Below are 16,290 nucleotides of genomic sequence, written 5' to 3'. Positions count from 1 at the left end.
ATGCCATCCCTCATCAAATCCATCGCACTGAAGAACTTCAAAGGCTTCTCAGAAGAAGTTCGTATCGATCTGCGCCCAATCACGCTGCTCTTCGGCGCCAATAGCGCGGGCAAAAGTACGATCCTGCAGGCATTGCAGTACGTGCGCGAAATCCTTGAACGCAACAACCTCAACCCGGATCGCACGCTACAAGGCGGCGAGGCGGTAGATCTGGGAGGTTTCCTGAATCTTGTATGTGGCCGTGACCCAGCCAAACGCATCGAGATCGAAATCGGTATGGATCTGCGGGGAGAGTCGTTCCCTGAAATCACACCAGAGTCCTTCGACGAATGGGTTGCATCGAATGAAACCCACGATTTTTACTCGGAGCTGTATGAGATTCGTGGTGCGGTTTTAGATGCCAGTGTGCGCTTGGAAATCGCATGGCAACCGTTGCGGAATACAGCCGTTGTCACCAAGTATGAGGTCGGCATCAATGGCAGTTGGTGCGTTCGTCTGGAGGGCTCGCCGACGGGTCGCGATGTGACGATGCAGATCAATCGCGAGAACTCGATCTTTCTGCGCGAGCAGACAGAGGAAGATGAGGAGGCCGATGCCGCGCTGGCTCTGTTGGACGACTGGGTGGCGGAGTCCGACATTCCCGCCGGCGAAGGCTCACCGTTGTTGCCCGACGGGCAACGCCCTAGGGTATCTGTATTGCCCAGTATTCTCGCTGCAGTGCGCGATGCAGGTATGGAGCGCCCGGGTGCAGGTTTGCGGTCATGGCTGCATGGTTTTGGCAGTGCCTTGCCCCGCTTGGAGCGCATGCTCAACATTCCGGTCTCGGGCGTTCAGGGCGCCCAGAATATTTACGTCGCGCGGGAGTTCACGGCATTTCTGACCTGGCTTACCGTCGGCCCCGCGATGCTTCTCCGCGATCAATTGCAGGCCGCTCGCTATGTCGGCCCGCTGCGCCGTGTGCCTCCGCGTGGCTTTGAGGCTTCACTGACAAAAAACGAATCGGCTTGGGCAGACGGTATGGCTGCGTGGGAGGCTCTGCTCGTGCGCTCAAACGAGATGTTGGAGCGCTGCAGCGATTGGCTGCGCGACGCCGACAAGCTGAATACCGGCTATGGCTTCCTGCGTACCGAAGTGCAGGAGATCGACACCGACACCGGCGCACCACTTGGCCGCCCAAAACCGCGCTTATCCCTTGTTGACGCAGCAGGTCTGAAGCACCAGGCGCTGGATATCGGCGTTGGCATCTCGCAGGTGGTCCCCGTCGTGGTCGCCGCGCAAGACGACCGCGCCAGCATCGTCTCCATCGAGCAACCCGAACTCCACGTCCACCCGGCAGTGCAAGTCGGCCTCGGCGATCTCTTCATCGACGGCGCCATCGAGCGCGGCCTGAGCTTCCTGCTCGAAACCCACAGCGAACACCTGATCCTGCGCCTGCTGCGCCGTATCAAGGAAACTACCGAAGGCTCACTGCCGGAAGGCGCATCTGCTGTGACGCCAGATGACGTGAATATCGTCTATCTGGAAAAGGGCCAAGATGGCGGCGTTATCGCCCACTCCATTGGCGTTGATGCCAACGGTAAATTCAACGACCGCTGGCCGCGTGGTTTTTTCCCCGAGCGGATGCGTGAGGCTTTACCACCTGAGGTGCGTCGCCGCATGGAGGCTGGCAGTGCGGGGGATGCATCTTGATCTACGAGTACGCACTGGATCCCAGCCTTGTAGTCAATTGGGCTATCAATGAAACGGGGAGAGTTGTCGGTCAATTCGGAATGGATCAGCGCCGGCTTCTGTCGGACTTTCCCAGAGATTGGAAAGGCCAGGCTTACGGCGAGTTTTACAAGTACTTCGGATATGACGACACGTCGCTGGATTTTCAGAATGCCCAGCCCGCATTCGAGGCCTACGTCCAGCTACTGACTGACCACACAGTCAGGCGAAACAGGACGATAGACGAAAGCAAAAGCTGGCTCGATGAGGCTGTGACGGAGCATTCATCGCGTCCTTTTCACGCCATCATGGCTTCCCACACTGGCGATGGCTCTTGCGCTTCGGTCATCACGCCGAACGTTATTGACGATATTCGGGATGGCAGGTGGTATCTACCAACCATTGCCTCGGCACGAAAGACGGCTACAGAAATTGCTCAGGCTGTCGCGCCCCTGCTTAAGGTTGCAAACAGGATTGCGCTCATAGACCCTTACTTTGACCCTTCCGAACCACGCTATCTCGCAACTTTCACGGAGATGATGAAGATTGCTTTCGGGCCGTCTCGTTGCATCGGAACTTGGCCTTCAGTTTCAATTATGACCAACGTCTATCAGGCGCATCGGTCGCGAGACGGTGAGTTCACTGCAGATCAGAAGGCGAAAGTCGCAGCAGATCTGACTAGCAAGGCGATTAAGTTTCTGCCGGCACACTTACCAAAAGGGGCGGTCGTCGAGTTCTACTGCCTTGAAAACCCGCCGTCCGGTGACTCATTTCACAACCGCTTCGTACTCACCGATGCAGGTGGAGTCATCGCTCCGTATGGACTGGATGATTTCTCGAGCGGAGCTGGGCATAACGCCAGAGATGATCTGCAACCGATGTCAAAGGGCGTCTATGAGGGACGCTGGAGGCAGTATGCAGAGAAGAAGGATGTATCGATCATCGGCAATCCAGTGCGCGTTGAAGGCCTAGCTTGATTGCTGGCTGCGGAGCCGCTTTTCGACGGCTGAAAATTGCATAGCGATGGCATTCCTAAGGGCTGATATCCCCGCCTTGATATCCGAAGTACTCACTACAAGGAGGCCCCATGGCAAAACGGTCCGCCAAGTTTCAAGTTAGCTCCCGGTTGGCGCATCTGCTCAGTCAGGAGTACTCGTCGTCCGAAAGAGCGCTGAAAGAGCTGGTCGACAATGCCTGGGACGCCGATGCGGATTCCGTCCACATCTCCTTGCCCGAGCCGATGTCGGACTCGCCAATAGAAATCGTGGATGACGGCACCGGTATGACAGAGGAAGAGGTTCGCCGCCACTACCTGAATATCGCAGCCGATAGACGAATTGCGCGTGGCGAGCGGACTGCCGGGAAGGCTCGGCGAGTCAAGGGCAGGAAGGGAGTCGGGAAGTTCGCTGGCCTGATGGCAGCATCCGAGATGCGCCTTGAGACCTGGGCTCGCGGCGTGAAAAGCAGTTTCGATCTGCGATTGGTTGACCTTGCCGGAGTTGAGGACATCGAGAAGCTTCCCATCGACATCGCGTCCGAATCATGCCCCGGAGATAAGCATGGTACGCGGATTGTCTTGGGCGGCTTGCATGCGGGCTTCGCCCTGCCTGACCCGAAAAAATTCCGGCAGGTTTTGCTGCAGGAGTATGGCCGCGAATCCGGCATCGTCATTCACGTTGATGGCAAGCCATTGGGCGTCGATGACGTGGAGGGTAGCTATCAGGACACTTCACTCCAGGTTGAGGGAGTGGGCGATGTGCGCTTGCGCTTTTCGATTGCGGAGAACAAGTCGGTATCACGTGCGCCGGGAATCGTACTTAAGGTAGGTGGCAAGGCCATTGGGAAGCCTTCGTTCTTCGGCTTGGATGAGCGAGACGATTTTCCGCAGAAGCTCTTGAAGAAGCTCTATGGCGAAATAGATGCCGATGGTTTGCATGATCACGTTACGGCGGGCTGGGACAGCATCATTGAGAACAGCGAGCTGTTGACCAAGCTGGTCGAGACGGTTCAGCCGATGCTGACATCAGCATTTGAATCGCGCTACAGGCGCGACATTCAACTAGCCCAGGCGAGATTGAAGCGCACGGTTCATGAGCGACTGGCCGAGCTACCGGAGTACCGACGGGAGTACGCGCAGCGTGCAATAGAGAGAGTGCTGGATCGCTTTTACGGGGACGCACCGGAAAAGATTGAGCCATACATCTACGTTTTGCTTGAGGCGATTGAAAACGCCGACTATGGGACAGTTCTTCGCCACATTGCTGAAGCGGAACGCAGTGATGTGGTTGCAGTGGCTGAAGCGTTAGCAGATTTTGGTCTGGCAGACATGGCTCATCTCGTCGAGCAAGCCAAGGCGCGGCAAGCATTCCTGGATAAGCTTGAGGCCCTCGCGCGCGACCCGAAAACGCTTGAAGCCCAAATGCACAAGGCCATTGAGAAGAACCTCTGGTTGCTTGGTGCGCAATACAGTCTGTTCAGCTCGAACAGGACGCTCGCCCGTCAATCTGAGGACTATCTGGACAAGAAATTTACGGGACAACGTGCAAAGGATCGCCCCGATCTCCTGCTGAACGAGAACCTCGATGGGGCTGCGTTGCTGATCGAGTTCAAGCGCCCAAGCCATCCCCTCAATCACGACGACTACCAGCAAGCAACCGGATATCGCCATGACTTGCACAAGGTGATGAACAAGCCCATCGAAGTGCTGTTGATTGGCGGCAAGCGCTCCCCCGATTTTCCGCAGAAAGACCTGGAGCCCAATGTTCGCGTACTGTCATATCTGGACGTGATCGCCACAGCGCGACGTCTGATCGAATGGCAGTTGAAGACCGGCCAGAACTGACGCGTATTGCAGGAGGCAATGAAATCGGGCCCTTTCTAGCAATTGCAGGGGAAAGTCGTTGCTCAACAATATTATGTTTTGGTAAAGAGATTTACGTTGCGTGGCAGGCGGCATATCCGAGAGTGCATGTAACTAACTGATTTGGTTTGAGTTGTTGTCTGCTGCAATGGCAGGCACGTTTGTCGCAGGTGCATGGCATCAACTTCAGGAGTTCATGCCATGCATAGCAATGTCGAGTTTGATTCCTTCCCCCTGACTAACCACGCACAGCGGCGCATGCAGCAGCGTCGTATCCCATCGCAGGTGCTGGATATGGTGCTGCAGCACCAAAATCGGAATGCACAGGCGATTGCCGAGCAGTGTGCGAAGCTGTATGACGAATTCGTAGGATTCGTTGAGAATATGGAGGATGCAGGGAAGCGGATTGAGCAGGCACAAAAGGCATATCAGGATGCTCATGGCAAGCTGGCTTCCGGCCGAGGGTGTCTTATCAGCCAGGTCGAAAAGGTGCGGGCGCTTGGGGTCAAGTCAAGCAAGACCTTGCCGGCGCCGCTGATGCACGGCCTGGAGTTGGCTGCAGAAGAAGGAACCGAAGCCCGCATAGGCTGACGATTCCAGACAATATCGAGGAGCGAGTCAATGAGTTCTCAAGCCGGATGGTTGCAGGGATTCTTCGGTGCGCGTGGTCTGCAGGGAGCAGACAAGCGGATGCTATATGCGTATCGGCTCAAGGGGGACGAGTTCGCCACCCTGGCAGACAGCTTGCGTGAGAGCCTCGCCGCTGCGTCGTTTGAGCAATTGGCGACGCGTAGCACCTTCTTTTGCGCGCAGTTTGTGCTCTTCGCCTCCGAGTGGTGGCATCGGGAATATCGGGGAGGAGCCTGGAGGTGGGACCCGATTTTTCATGCACTGGGCTACCTGACAGCGGTAGATGCAAACAAGCGCACCACGTGTGTAGAGCGTGGTCTGGGATATTGGAAACATCGACCATCAGGCGTTGGCAAGATGTACTTCGGCGCCATCGTCGCCCATGGTGGGCTGCCCCTCAAGGCTCTGGGGCAAGGTACTGGCAAGCTGAGTGGCATCCTGCTCCATGCGCTGCGTCTGGCGGCTCGTTATGGATGGGGTGAAGAGCAACTGGTGGACGTGGTGCGAGAGCGGGCGGCCTCACTGCCCGATAGCCTGAGGCACGAGGAGATCTACCTGTTGTTGGCCCAGATGGTACTGACCGCGCTTGAATTGCGTCGGGAGTTCAGACTGGAAGCAGGCGGCGACGTTCTGGCGACGCTGCAACGGCATGACCCCGCCTGGATGGATCGATTTCCTATCTCGCTGGAGGAGTCTGCAGCGAAGCCACTGTTGGCTGATCTGGTGAAGGAGGCTGTGCTGCAGCAGCCCACGAGCGGTGGCCGGGTGTTCTCTTTGGAGCGCACGCTGTTTGAGGGGGGCAGTGGCGGTTTTCGTCTGCGCGCTACATTGCGTACGAAGCGAAACGTGACGGTTGAAGAGCTGGCACAAAGCTTCAGATTGGCACCAGAAAAGTTGCCCAGCTTTTTCAGCATCGATCCTTTTGCCGAGTTGGCGGATCCCTGGTTGAGTGGACGTCTGGTGTTGGGGCATGAGGGCGCCGTCAGGCTGGATGGCGCTGATCGCGTGTTGCCTGAGAGTTTGGTATGCGATGAGGTTTGTCTGGTACTGCGCCACCGCGCCAGCATCGTGAGTGATGGACCAATCCCCGTGCCAGGTGGCGCGGCACTTTCGTCTGACCTGCCTTGGGTGTTTGCGGAACGCGACGGGACATGGAGTTTCCTGGCGCAAGGCGGCGCGCGATTGCCTGATCGAATGCTGCGCGTTGCCGTGGCTGAGGGCTGGATCGTAGAACCAGCGGATGCAAGTTCGAGCGTGCTTAGTTGTGGGCGCTTGGCTTCAGCAGGAGCCGAGCAGATGCAGCGCGAGGTGTTTGCCATTGAAGGGAGCGCGACGCTCACGTTGGCTGATCAGGTCTATCTCGTTCGCTGTGGGCAAAGTGCGCGACTTTCTGAAATGTATTCCTGGGAAGGGCGGCGCTTGCCTTGGCAACCTGCGCGCATGCCAGCGTTTCGTGGTGTCCCCAAGCTTTACCGGATCATGGAGAGCGGAGAAGCCTTACGTGTACCGACCAGCGAGATTATCTGGAGGGAGGCTGGCAGTGGCCGGGCGCTGGATGCTCACGCCGCGCGTGGCATCGTCGATGCAATAGTGGTTCAGTCCGGCGAGACATGTGCTCGTTTTCGCATGCTGATTCTGAGTGAAGGCGCAACGATCGAGTTCGGCTCGGGCAGCAGCATTCAAGAAGGGCGCGTGCGACTGAAAGGTTTTGATGCGCCGAACGTAGCCTGCTTGAGTTGCGAGGTCACGGCTCGCGTTGTGAGGGAGGCGGAGGCCTCCGAACTGCACCTCCGGTCCAATGGGGGGGCTCCACCTGAATCGATACGTGTCAGTGTGGGGTGGGGGGCGGCCGAGGCAGTCTTCGCTCTGCCATTTCCGAGTTCGGGCGGGCGCTTCTTTGACCCTCAAGGGACGCCGATGCGCGACCGGGAGCGGCTTGTCCTGTCTGCGCTGTCGGGGATTCGTCTGCGAATTTTCGATCAAAACCCCAGTGCGCCCAAACAGTATTCATTGCATCTGGCGTTGCTTTGCAATGAACGATCAGGCACTGGATCCCTCAGCGATGAGATTCGCTTGCAACTACCCGAGAACGGACTCGCCGAGTTTCGATTGATTGATTTTCAACGAAACATCGAGGCATTGATTGGATTCACCTCTGATCTGGATGCCTATGTTCGGGTGTCTCTCCGGGTGGGCGGCAAGGTTATGTGTGTGCTGGATGTCGCGCGATATGTGGCCGGACTTGAAGGAACGACTGAGCGCACGCTGCGCATACCTGATGAGGAGATGATCAGGCTGTCGTCCGACGACCTGCGTTCAATCTGCATGTTTGCAGCGCCTTTGACGAGCCCGGTTAGGGAGTCGGTTTCGCTTGTTCAAAGTCTGAGCGAGGGGGTGCCTACTGGTGCGTGGAGCATGGAGGGGCTGAAACACCCCGAGCGTTTCTGGCTTGTCTTCCCGGGGCGAGAGGCCATCGTTCCAATGAGGCCAGCTCTCTGGATTGATGCGGACAGAACAGAGGTGGCGCAACGCTGCAGTCTAGGCGCTGCAATGGGGCTGGCAGATCAGACGGAGCGGCGCACAGCCATCGAACTGGCGTTGGGCGAAATGTGCAACCAGTTTGAGCATCCATCGTGGCGCTTGTTTGAATACCTTTGCAGTACCTTGTCTCATTTGCCATTGGGCACGCTCGATGTTTTCCATGTGCTTGCCGGGCAGCCGCAGTTTGCTGCCGCTGTGGCCTTGCGCGCGCAGCACGACGATATCGGGTCCTTGTGTCGTCGGCTGGGGAGCGAGATGGGATTTGTGTGGGAGCTAACGTCGCCGACGGACTGGCTGGATGCCTTGAGATCTTTGCAGCACCACAGCAGAGCTCAGTTTGCAGATGGCTTCGACGTAGTGTTTCCGATTCTTCTGAAGGATCGCTGCGACAAGTTGCGTGAAGCACTGCCCTCCATTTCATTGTTGTTTGATCTTGTGGTGTTTGAAGGTTGCGGGGAGTCAACAGATGCAATGCGGTACGCACTGCAATCTAAAACGAGATCAGTGGAGCAGATTGCGGCCCACATGCTGAAAGGCGAAGGTAGCTTGCTGCAGACAATCCTGCTCAGGAACCATGCTGATGATGCGCATTGGCCGGAGCAGTGGTTCTTTAAGAACAAGGCATGGGACGCGATTGCTGAGAGGGCGACCGGCGATGTGGGGAGCAAGTTGAAAGCGGTTGGCAGGGCGATCTTGTGGATTCCCAGCAAAGATGACTTCAAGCTGACCGTCGTGAATATGCCCGCGTTGCTCGCGATGTGGACAGTGTTTGGTGTTTCAAGGGAGTGGTGGCGTACTGAGGCGAACCGACTCGCGCTTCGAAAAATTCGGGCCTTCGATCCAGAGTGGTTCAAGCAGGCCTATCAGCAGGCTCTGATTGCGTGTTTAGCCGCCAGTACTTCCCCGGCGCCGGGGATGAGAAGACCGGGAGGACGGGACAAGGCCCCCGCACTTTTCAGCGCCCCTACTAACGTTTGCTCGCACAAGTTGAGACCATGAAAAACAGCTATTTCGCTGAGTTGCTACCGGAGCTTGCGACCCGGGCTTCGCGCGCCACACTAGGCCGCCTGGGATTCTCCAACCCTGCGTTGAGGCGGTTTCTTTCCGAGGCGTTTTCGCGTGAAATCGGTGCGCCAGGCAGCTATATCGGCGAGCCTGTTTTCGAAGCGACTTTTGGCTGGGAACAGGCCGACAAGACGCTCGCTCAGTTGAGCGCAGACTTGCTGACGCCCAAGACGGTTGCTGCGCTGGATCAGCCGCCGAAGGACAAAGATGGTAGGGACAGCTCCTACCGTTTCCCGAGGGACGCCTTTCCATACAAACACCAGTTGGAAGCGTGGGGACACCTGTCCAGAGATGAGCCTCGCTCTGTCGTAGTGACCAGCGGGACGGGTTCCGGCAAAACCGAATGCTTCATGGTGCCGATTCTCGACAGTCTGGCGCGGCAAGTGTCACAGTCAGGCCAGAAGCTGGTGGGCGTGCAAGCGCTTTTTTTGTACCCACTCAATGCGCTGATCGAGAGTCAGAAAGAGCGCTTGCATGCATGGACGGCGAGCTTCGACGGATCTATTCGTTTCTGCCTCTACAACGGAAATACTCCGGATAGGGAGCCTCAGCACCGCCGGGATGCGGCGCCAAATCAGGTTATTGACCGCGAGGTTTTGCGCGCGGCGCCCCCGCCTATCCTGGTGACGAATGCAACGATGCTTGAGTACATGCTTGTGCGTGCTCAGGACGCAAATATGCTGAAAGCTTCCAGAGGTCAGCTGAAATGGATTGTCCTGGATGAGGCGCACACCTATATCGGCTCTCAAGCAGCAGAACTGGCTTTGTTGCTGCGGCGTGTTTTGCATGCATTTGATGTGGAGGCGTGCAATGTGAGGTTCGTGGCGACGTCTGCAACCATCGGTGGCGGCGAAGCCGCTGAGCAGCTGAAGCACTTCCTCGCAGACCTGGCGGGATTGCCCGCAGATCGTGTGCATGTCGTATCGGGGCGACGCAAAATTCCCGAACTGATCGCGGGCACTACCGACTATCGGCAGGCGACTCTGGAGCAATTGGAGGCACTGCCAATGGCTGAACCAGAAGTGCGCTATGCGGCGTTCTGTGCGAATCAGACGGCTCGCCGCATTCGTCAGCTATTCGTGCCAGAGGATGGCCGCGCAAGGCAGCTGCGCCGTGTGATTGCGGAGCTGTTCGGCGCAGAAGCCGCCGTTGATCACGCGTCACAGATCACCGCATTGCGCTGGCTTGACCTGTTGACGTCGGCCAGGTTCTCTTCTGGCAGAGAGGCTGTGCCGTTCCTGCCCTTACGCATGCATATTTTTCATAACGTGCTGGCGGGGCTATGGGCGTGCGTTGATCAGAGCTGTACTTGTAAGGACGGCACGGCGCTGGATGCCCCTGAGTGGGCTTTCGGCATGCTTTACCAGGAAGAGCGACGGCACTGCGATTGTGGCGCGCCCGTCTTTGAGCTTCGATCCTGTAGTGATTGCAATACCACCTATCTGTGGGCGGAACGGAAAGTAGATCGCAGGACGGGAGCGCATCGTCTGACGCATGCGTCGACCGAGAACGAAGATGAGTTCAAGCTGGACGTTGAAGTTGCCGACGACGACGAGGCTACGGATCAGGATTTTTCAATCGATGCCCCGCTTCTGATTGCAAATGCACATCTGAGATCGACAACCAGCATTTTTATCGATAAGAAAACACTGGAAATCAACCCCGTTGAAACCACTGAGGTGACCGAAATAAGGGCCTGCGAGGCAGGGGCCTTCGGCGATGACGGGGAGATTGTGTTGTGTTGTCCAGAGTGCGGCGGACACAAAGGCGATGGGCGGAGGTTTTTCCGCAGAGCGATTCTCGGCGCCCCGTTTCTGCTCGGCGAGATCATTCCCACGCTGCTGGAGTTTTGCCCTGATTTTGACGAGAAGGGCGTGTCACCGATGAGTCTGCCTTGGCGCGGTCGACGCATGATCACGTTTACGGACAGTCGGCAAGGTACTGCAAGAATTGCAGCCAAGTTGCAGCAGGACAGCGAGCGCAATGCTGTTCGAAGCTTGATTTATCAGCGCATGTTGCAAGCAGGCCGGATCGGCGCAGACGACAAGGCCCAGAAGCTCAAGAATGACATAGGCGCTCTGGAGGCGGTTCTCGCTGGTGTTGAGAATGAAGCCATCAGAAGAATCGTCGAAGAGAAGCGTGCGGAGCTGGCAGCATTGTCCGAGCCGCAGCCCGTGCAATGGCGGGACATCACTGCATGGTTGATGACCAATGAGCCTGACGTACGAGACTGGATCTACGACTACTACTCCGACCTTGATCCACAACTGTTCAAACAGTCTGATGGTCGTGAGACGCTAGCCCGCATATTGACCATGCGGGAGTTTGCGCGTCGACCGAAGCGTGCCAACAGTCCGGAAACCATGGGGCTCGTGGCAGTAAGGTATCCCAAGCTGGATAGCGTGAAGGTTGCACCAGCTGGTTTTTCTATTGCGGACTGGAAAGACTTTCTGAAAATCGCTTTGGACTTCTGGGTGCGGGAGAACTCATTTATTGACCTGCCCGACTCTTGGAGGAAATGGGGCGGGAATCGCCTTTCCAGGAAATGGCTCTTGCCTCAGGATTCAAAAGAGCAGCCGAGCAACACTCTGAAACGCTGGCCAAAATGCAATACCAGCGGCATCCAGCCAAGATTGGTTCGTCTGCTGTCCTACGCACTGGGCAAAGACCCTCTGAGCACTACAGGGCGTGATGAGATTGACGCCTTGTTGCTTATAGCTTGGCAAAACCTGGTGGAGGTTGGGCTGCTGACCGCTTCTACGCAGGGCCGGTTCTTGCAGTTGGAAGACATCTCCTTGTCGCCCATCACGAAAGGCTGGTTGTGCCCGGTTACTCGTCGCGTACTAGATGTTACTTTCAAAGGCGTTACCCCCTACCTTCCCCGCAAAGACATCAGCAAGAAGTACGCGGAGTGTTCGCCACTTGCGATTCCGCTGGGCGTTGTGACGGACGATGATCACGCAGAGAGACTGAATCGCTGCCGTGCCTGGTTGAATGCTGATGCGTCGATTCTGGCCTTGCGGATGGAGGGGGTCTGGACCGACCTGAATGACCGCATCGTAGAGGGTAGTCGGTACTTCCGTACGGCAGAGCACTCAGCCCAGCAGTCAGGAGCGCGCTTGCAAGCCTACGAGCGAGATTTCAAGTCGGGGCGGGTCAACCTGCTGAGCTGCTCAACAACGATGGAAATGGGCGTCGACATTGGCGGCATCTCAGTTGTGGCCATGAACAATGTACCGCCACACCCAGCGAACTATTTGCAGCGGGCTGGCCGGGCCGGACGACGGAGCGAAACGCGATCAATGGCATTGACCGTGTGCAAGAACAATCCTCACGATCAGGGGGTCTTGCGGAATACCTTGTGGGCATTTACGACAAGCATTTCCGCGCCTTCAGTCAGACTGTCCAGTGCATTGATTGTTCAGCGGCACATCAATTCGTTGTTGCTGGCGGCATTCTTGAAACGTTCAATCGATGGGCATGGCTCGGCAGATAAGCTCGATCTTGATTGGTGGATGTTGCCGAAGGGCGGTGCGCCCGTTGATCGCTTCATTGCTTGGGCTGAGTGCTTTGAGTCACAGGTCGAGGCATCGATCAGTTCCGGGATGCGTACTCTCCTTGTCCGGACATGCCACGCAGGCCTCACGAATCTGCAGAGCCTTACGCGTCAAGCGGCTGCGATGGTCTTCAGGCACAAGACTGACTGGTTCAATGAATATGAAGTGATTCAGGATCAGCTGAAGCAATTCTCAGGGAGCAAAGAGAAGAATCCAGCGTTTAAGGCTCTACAGATGCAGAGCGGCCGACTCACGGGCGAGTATTTGCTGCGCGAACTTGCGGGGGCAGGAGTGCTTCCCGGTTACAGCTTCCCGAGCAACATTGCGTCTCTGGATACGCTGACGTGCGACGAGATCGCGCGCGAGAAAGAGCGCAAGAAAGAGCGTCGCTCGCGCGATGACAATGCGTACCAGCGCCGTGAGTTGCCAAGTCGGGACATCGCCACGGCGTTACGCGAGTACGCCCCTGGTGCTGAGGTAGTTATCGATGGGCTTGTTTACCAGTCACGCGGTGTCACGCTGAATTGGCATGTGCCCGCCTCTCTACAGGCCACTAACGAGATTCAGAGTCTGCGCCGCGCTTGGCGATGCGAGAGGTGCGGGAGCAGTGGTACTGCAACGAGCGCTGAGAATCTTAGCCACTGCTTCGATTGCGGCGCTTTGCTCACTTGCAATAAACAAACTCGTTTCGACTATCTGCAGCCGGCGGGATTTGCAGTAGATCTTTACGCAGCGCCACACAACGACGTTTCACAGCAAAGCTATGTACCAGTTCAACGCCCGTGGGTCGATGCCCGTGGAGAGTGGCGGCCGTTGAGTAATCCTGTGCGAGGAAAGTTCAGGGTCAGTGATGCAGGAACTGTCTTCCACTATTCAGATGGCGTGTCGGGAGAAGGGTACGCGGTGTGCCTGCACTGCGGACGTGCAGAACCGATGCCGGTAGATTCAAGTTTGTTGCCAGAGGCGTTTCAAGATCATAAGTCCGGGAAGATGAAAGAGCACAGGCGGCTGCGCGGTGCAGAGGGCGGTGAAACCGCAATCTGCTCCGGTAGCCAGTCGTCGTACGCGATCAAGTCGGGTCTCCGCCTGGGGCATGAATCGACGACAGATGTACTTGAGCTTGTTTTCTTCGGACTGGACGGCAAACCACTGAACGACGTAGTGACAGCCTACTCCATTGCAGTTGCTTTGCGTTCTGCTGTAGCAGAGCAGCTCGGTATTGAGCTGGATGAGCTGGGGGTCGAGACGAAGCCGGTTCAGTTGAGCGGACAAGCAACAGCGCAAGCTATTGTCATTTTCGATAGAGCGTCGTCTGGCTATAGTTCATCTATTGCGGATAGTGTGTCTGATTTGATCCGTAAAGCTGCACGAAAGCTCGATTGTCAGGCTTCCTGCCCGGCGGCTTGTCAGCACTGCTTGCTCCAGTTCGACACGCGCTACCGTATTGATGACCTTGATCGCAATGCCGCCCTGCGTTTCCTCACTGAACCTTGGTTATCGGGGCTCGCCTTGCCGGTTGATCTTGCCTTTTTTGGGAGAGATTCACGTGCTGAGTGGCAGAGGCTTCCAGAAGCAATCAGCAGCGTGATCAAAAAGCCCGGCGCGAACAAACTTCGTTTGTATCTACAGGGAGTGCCGGAGGACTGGGATCTGGCCGGATCGCCTATAAAACGGCACGTCCGGCGTTGGCTGGAGTTGCCGTTGGAGTTGGTAGCACCCCTCAGCGTGTTGGACGCTTTGTCTTGTGAAGATCGCGAAAGCTTGTTCGGTTTGTCTGCGCTTGGTGGAGTTCAAGTTCTCTCGAGCAATGGTGTGAGCAAAGCAGGATCAAACGCGGCCGTTCTGGCCGAAGTGCTATTCCAGGATGGAACCAGCGAGGTTTGGGCATCTGACTTTGCAGAGATTGGACTTCCAGACGCACACTGGGGGGCTGTCAGAAGGGCGGCGTTGATAGTCGGGCGCACAAAGTTTGAAGCTCAAGCATTGAGTCCTTACGAGTGCGTGACAGGGGGATCCGACGCCCCCGTCGTCACGAGGATCGAAATACAGGGGCAGTTTGACGGACCGATCCAAGAACAAGGAGGGCGAGCCTCTTTTGCGGATCAACTTCTGGACGCACTGGGGCTTGCTCCTGCCCACGATTTGTTTCGTGGCAGTGCCGAGATCGTTCGCATCGAATACCAAGATCGATATTTGATGACGCCTTTGTCTTGCGCGCTACTCGTTGAGACGGTGAGTGCCCTGAAGCGACGTTTTGAGGATGTTTGGGCGCTCAAGTCTATCGATGTGACAACGTTGGAAATCCGGAGAGCAGGAGATGATTTCCGCAAACCATTGCATGTGTCCGACACTTGGCAGACCTCGACAGAGCGAGGCAGTGCGCTGAAAGCTGCCTTCGAGTATTGCGGTATTCCTTCTAGCGTGAGCTGCGCACCAAAGCAAAGTTGTCCGCATGGCCGGTATTTGAAACTCATCTTGTCCGACGGGCGTTTAGTACGAGTGACTTTGGACCAGGGATTCTCATGTTGGCGTGAGACATCTCGAAGCTCCCTTATCCGCACTGGGTGTCCGTTTGACTTCGGAGCTAGCGTCGCCAGGCAGGGAGAGTTGCTGGCAAACATGAATTTGGTAATCGAAGGGCCAGAGGGAGAGAGCTACGCCATTGTCGACTATGGGACAAGTGAGTCGCCCGGGGTTTTCTAGACGTCTGATACGGTGTCTTTCAGGTCGGCGGATCGTGACGAGCAAACGACAATGAACGATTCCAAGGCCGAATTTGTCAAGCGGATCAAGGGTACAGAACTGCCTATCTCAGACGTTTACTAGGCACCTTCTTTTCAGGCACGCCTTTCAGTTTGTCGCGATAAAGCTTCAGAAAATCATCAATGTCGACATCCAGAATGTCGGCAAGCTCCACGAACTCAGTGAAATCCACACGGCGTTCGCCTCGCTCGTACTTTGATACGAAGCTTTGAGGCTTGTTCAGTTTTGCGGCCACCTCGATCTGCGTCAAGCCGGACTTCTCCCGCGCGCCGATCAGCAGCGTGCGGAAGTATTCGTACTGGACCCGGTGGATAGCTCTTGGCATCCACTCACAGTACTAACCCGTTATGGAATAACCCGAAACGGGTTATTATTGCATTGGTCGCTTGTGAATCGAGCTTGGGCGTTGTCCGCGAAAACACACCAAAGGAATGTCAGATTGAAGACCTGCTCTTGGCTGAAAGAACACAAATTTTCAGGGGATGTAAACGTAGCGGTTGATCGTGGCCACGAGATGCTTTGGCTGAACGTCGGCCAGAGGGTCGAACTGGGCTATCCGCTTCAGATGCCCGGTGTTGACATGTTCTTTGACGCGGACGAAGGCCGGCTTAATGCGACATTCCCGGCGATGTCGTGGTTGTCGATGAAGACAACCAGGGCCGAGGCTGAAATCCTGGCGAACGCGTTTGGCGTCAAGTTAGACGAAACAGGGCGCCAAGCCTCGGAGTCGCAGCCTTGAAAGTCATTCCTCGTTTTCTCAAGCTATGCGTAGGTGCCTTACTTGCTGGACTCGTAACCGTTGCTCACTCTGGCGTTGTTCCGCTTGATTTTGAAACGCACACTGACGATTACGACTACGTTAGCCAACAGATGCTTAATGAGTTGAAGGCATCGCTGGGCAGAAGTGCGGAGGTGCGACAGACGCGAGGCCGAGAGAGATACGTCCGGATTATTGTTCATACCCTGCCTCCGAGTCAGGACAACCAGATTGCTTACGCTGTCGTCTGGCTGGCCATGGGCCCACAAGGAGAGCAATGCCAGCAAGGGTGCTACCTGAACAGCATAGTTGGTCGAGCCGGAAACCTCGTGGCTGATCGAGCCGGGCAACGGATAGCAAGCGACACGCTGGGAATCATTCGCGCAATCTCACAACACTTCCCATAACCA

8 protein-coding genes are annotated in these 16,290 nt (G+C 56.5%); 7 read left to right on the top strand and 1 reads right to left on the bottom strand.

Going from position 1 to position 16,290, the window contains the following annotated elements; translation table 11 throughout:
* The 6 genes from ABEA02_RS19270 to ABEA02_RS19245 all read left to right on the top strand — a co-directional run bounded on the left by ABEA02_RS19270 (position 1) and on the right by ABEA02_RS19245 (position 15,063).
* On the top strand, positions 1 to 1,689 hold the full coding sequence (locus ABEA02_RS19270; RefSeq protein ID WP_345534737.1) for an AAA family ATPase: 1,689 nt from the start codon (positions 1 to 3) through the stop codon (positions 1,687 to 1,689).
* Complete coding sequence (locus tag ABEA02_RS19265) at positions 1,686 to 2,684, top strand: hypothetical protein (RefSeq protein ID WP_345534735.1); 999 nt, start codon at positions 1,686 to 1,688, stop codon at positions 2,682 to 2,684. Before ABEA02_RS19270 ends, ABEA02_RS19265 begins: the two co-directional genes overlap by 4 nt.
* 110 nt (positions 2,685 to 2,794) lie before the next feature.
* Positions 2,795 to 4,549, top strand: coding sequence for an ATP-binding protein (locus ABEA02_RS19260; protein WP_345534734.1), 1,755 nt, complete (start codon positions 2,795 to 2,797; stop codon positions 4,547 to 4,549).
* 219 nt (positions 4,550 to 4,768) lie between these two features.
* Positions 4,769 to 5,158, top strand: a complete 390-nt coding sequence (rmuC, locus tag ABEA02_RS19255; protein WP_345534732.1) for a DNA recombination protein RmuC — start codon at positions 4,769 to 4,771, stop codon at positions 5,156 to 5,158.
* 30 nt (positions 5,159 to 5,188) lie between these two features.
* Positions 5,189 to 8,737: an STY4851/ECs_5259 family protein gene (locus tag ABEA02_RS19250; RefSeq protein ID WP_345534731.1), complete on the top strand. Its 3,549-nt coding sequence runs from the start codon at positions 5,189 to 5,191 to the stop codon at positions 8,735 to 8,737.
* Positions 8,734 to 15,063, top strand: a complete 6,330-nt coding sequence (locus ABEA02_RS19245; protein WP_345534730.1) for a DEAD/DEAH box helicase — start codon at positions 8,734 to 8,736, stop codon at positions 15,061 to 15,063. The genes ABEA02_RS19250 and ABEA02_RS19245 overlap by 4 nt, the downstream gene beginning before the upstream one ends.
* Before the next feature lie 103 nt (positions 15,064 to 15,166).
* Here the strand turns inward: ABEA02_RS19245 and ABEA02_RS19240 are convergent, their stop codons facing one another.
* Positions 15,167 to 15,448 (bottom strand): helix-turn-helix domain-containing protein, encoded by a 282-nt coding sequence (locus ABEA02_RS19240; RefSeq protein WP_345534729.1) that lies wholly within the window; start codon positions 15,446 to 15,448, stop codon positions 15,167 to 15,169.
* 114 nt (positions 15,449 to 15,562) lie between these two features.
* Here ABEA02_RS19240 and ABEA02_RS19235 point away from each other — a divergent pair, with 114 nt between their 5' ends.
* The gene (locus ABEA02_RS19235; protein ID WP_345534728.1) at positions 15,563 to 15,862 is read left to right on the top strand and encodes a hypothetical protein; all 300 of its coding nucleotides are present in this window, start codon (positions 15,563 to 15,565) and stop codon (positions 15,860 to 15,862) included.
* Positions 15,863 to 16,290: the final 428 nt, after the last annotated feature.

The sequence above is a fragment of the Viridibacterium curvum genome (assembly GCF_039544165.1).
GTDB classification, from domain to species: Bacteria; Pseudomonadota; Gammaproteobacteria; order Burkholderiales; family Rhodocyclaceae; genus Viridibacterium; species Viridibacterium curvum.
The sequence above is the reverse complement of the archived record's forward strand: the minus strand, read 5'-3'. Positions and strand labels throughout refer to the sequence as shown.

Bases quoted from the DNA above. Each gene is read 5' to 3' on its own strand.
- ABEA02_RS19270 (WP_345534737.1), top strand. From the start codon at position 1: ATGCCATCCCTCATCAAATCCATCGCACTGAAGAACTTCAAAGGCTTC.
- ABEA02_RS19240 (WP_345534729.1), bottom strand. From the start codon at position 15,448: ATGCCAAGAGCTATCCACCGGGTCCAGTACGAATACTTCCGCACGCTG.
- rmuC (WP_345534732.1), top strand. From the start codon at position 4,769: ATGCATAGCAATGTCGAGTTTGATTCCTTCCCCCTGACTAACCACGCA.
- ABEA02_RS19250 (WP_345534731.1), top strand. From the start codon at position 5,189: ATGAGTTCTCAAGCCGGATGGTTGCAGGGATTCTTCGGTGCGCGTGGT.
- ABEA02_RS19260 (WP_345534734.1), top strand. From the start codon at position 2,795: ATGGCAAAACGGTCCGCCAAGTTTCAAGTTAGCTCCCGGTTGGCGCAT.
- ABEA02_RS19245 (WP_345534730.1), top strand. From the start codon at position 8,734: ATGAAAAACAGCTATTTCGCTGAGTTGCTACCGGAGCTTGCGACCCGG.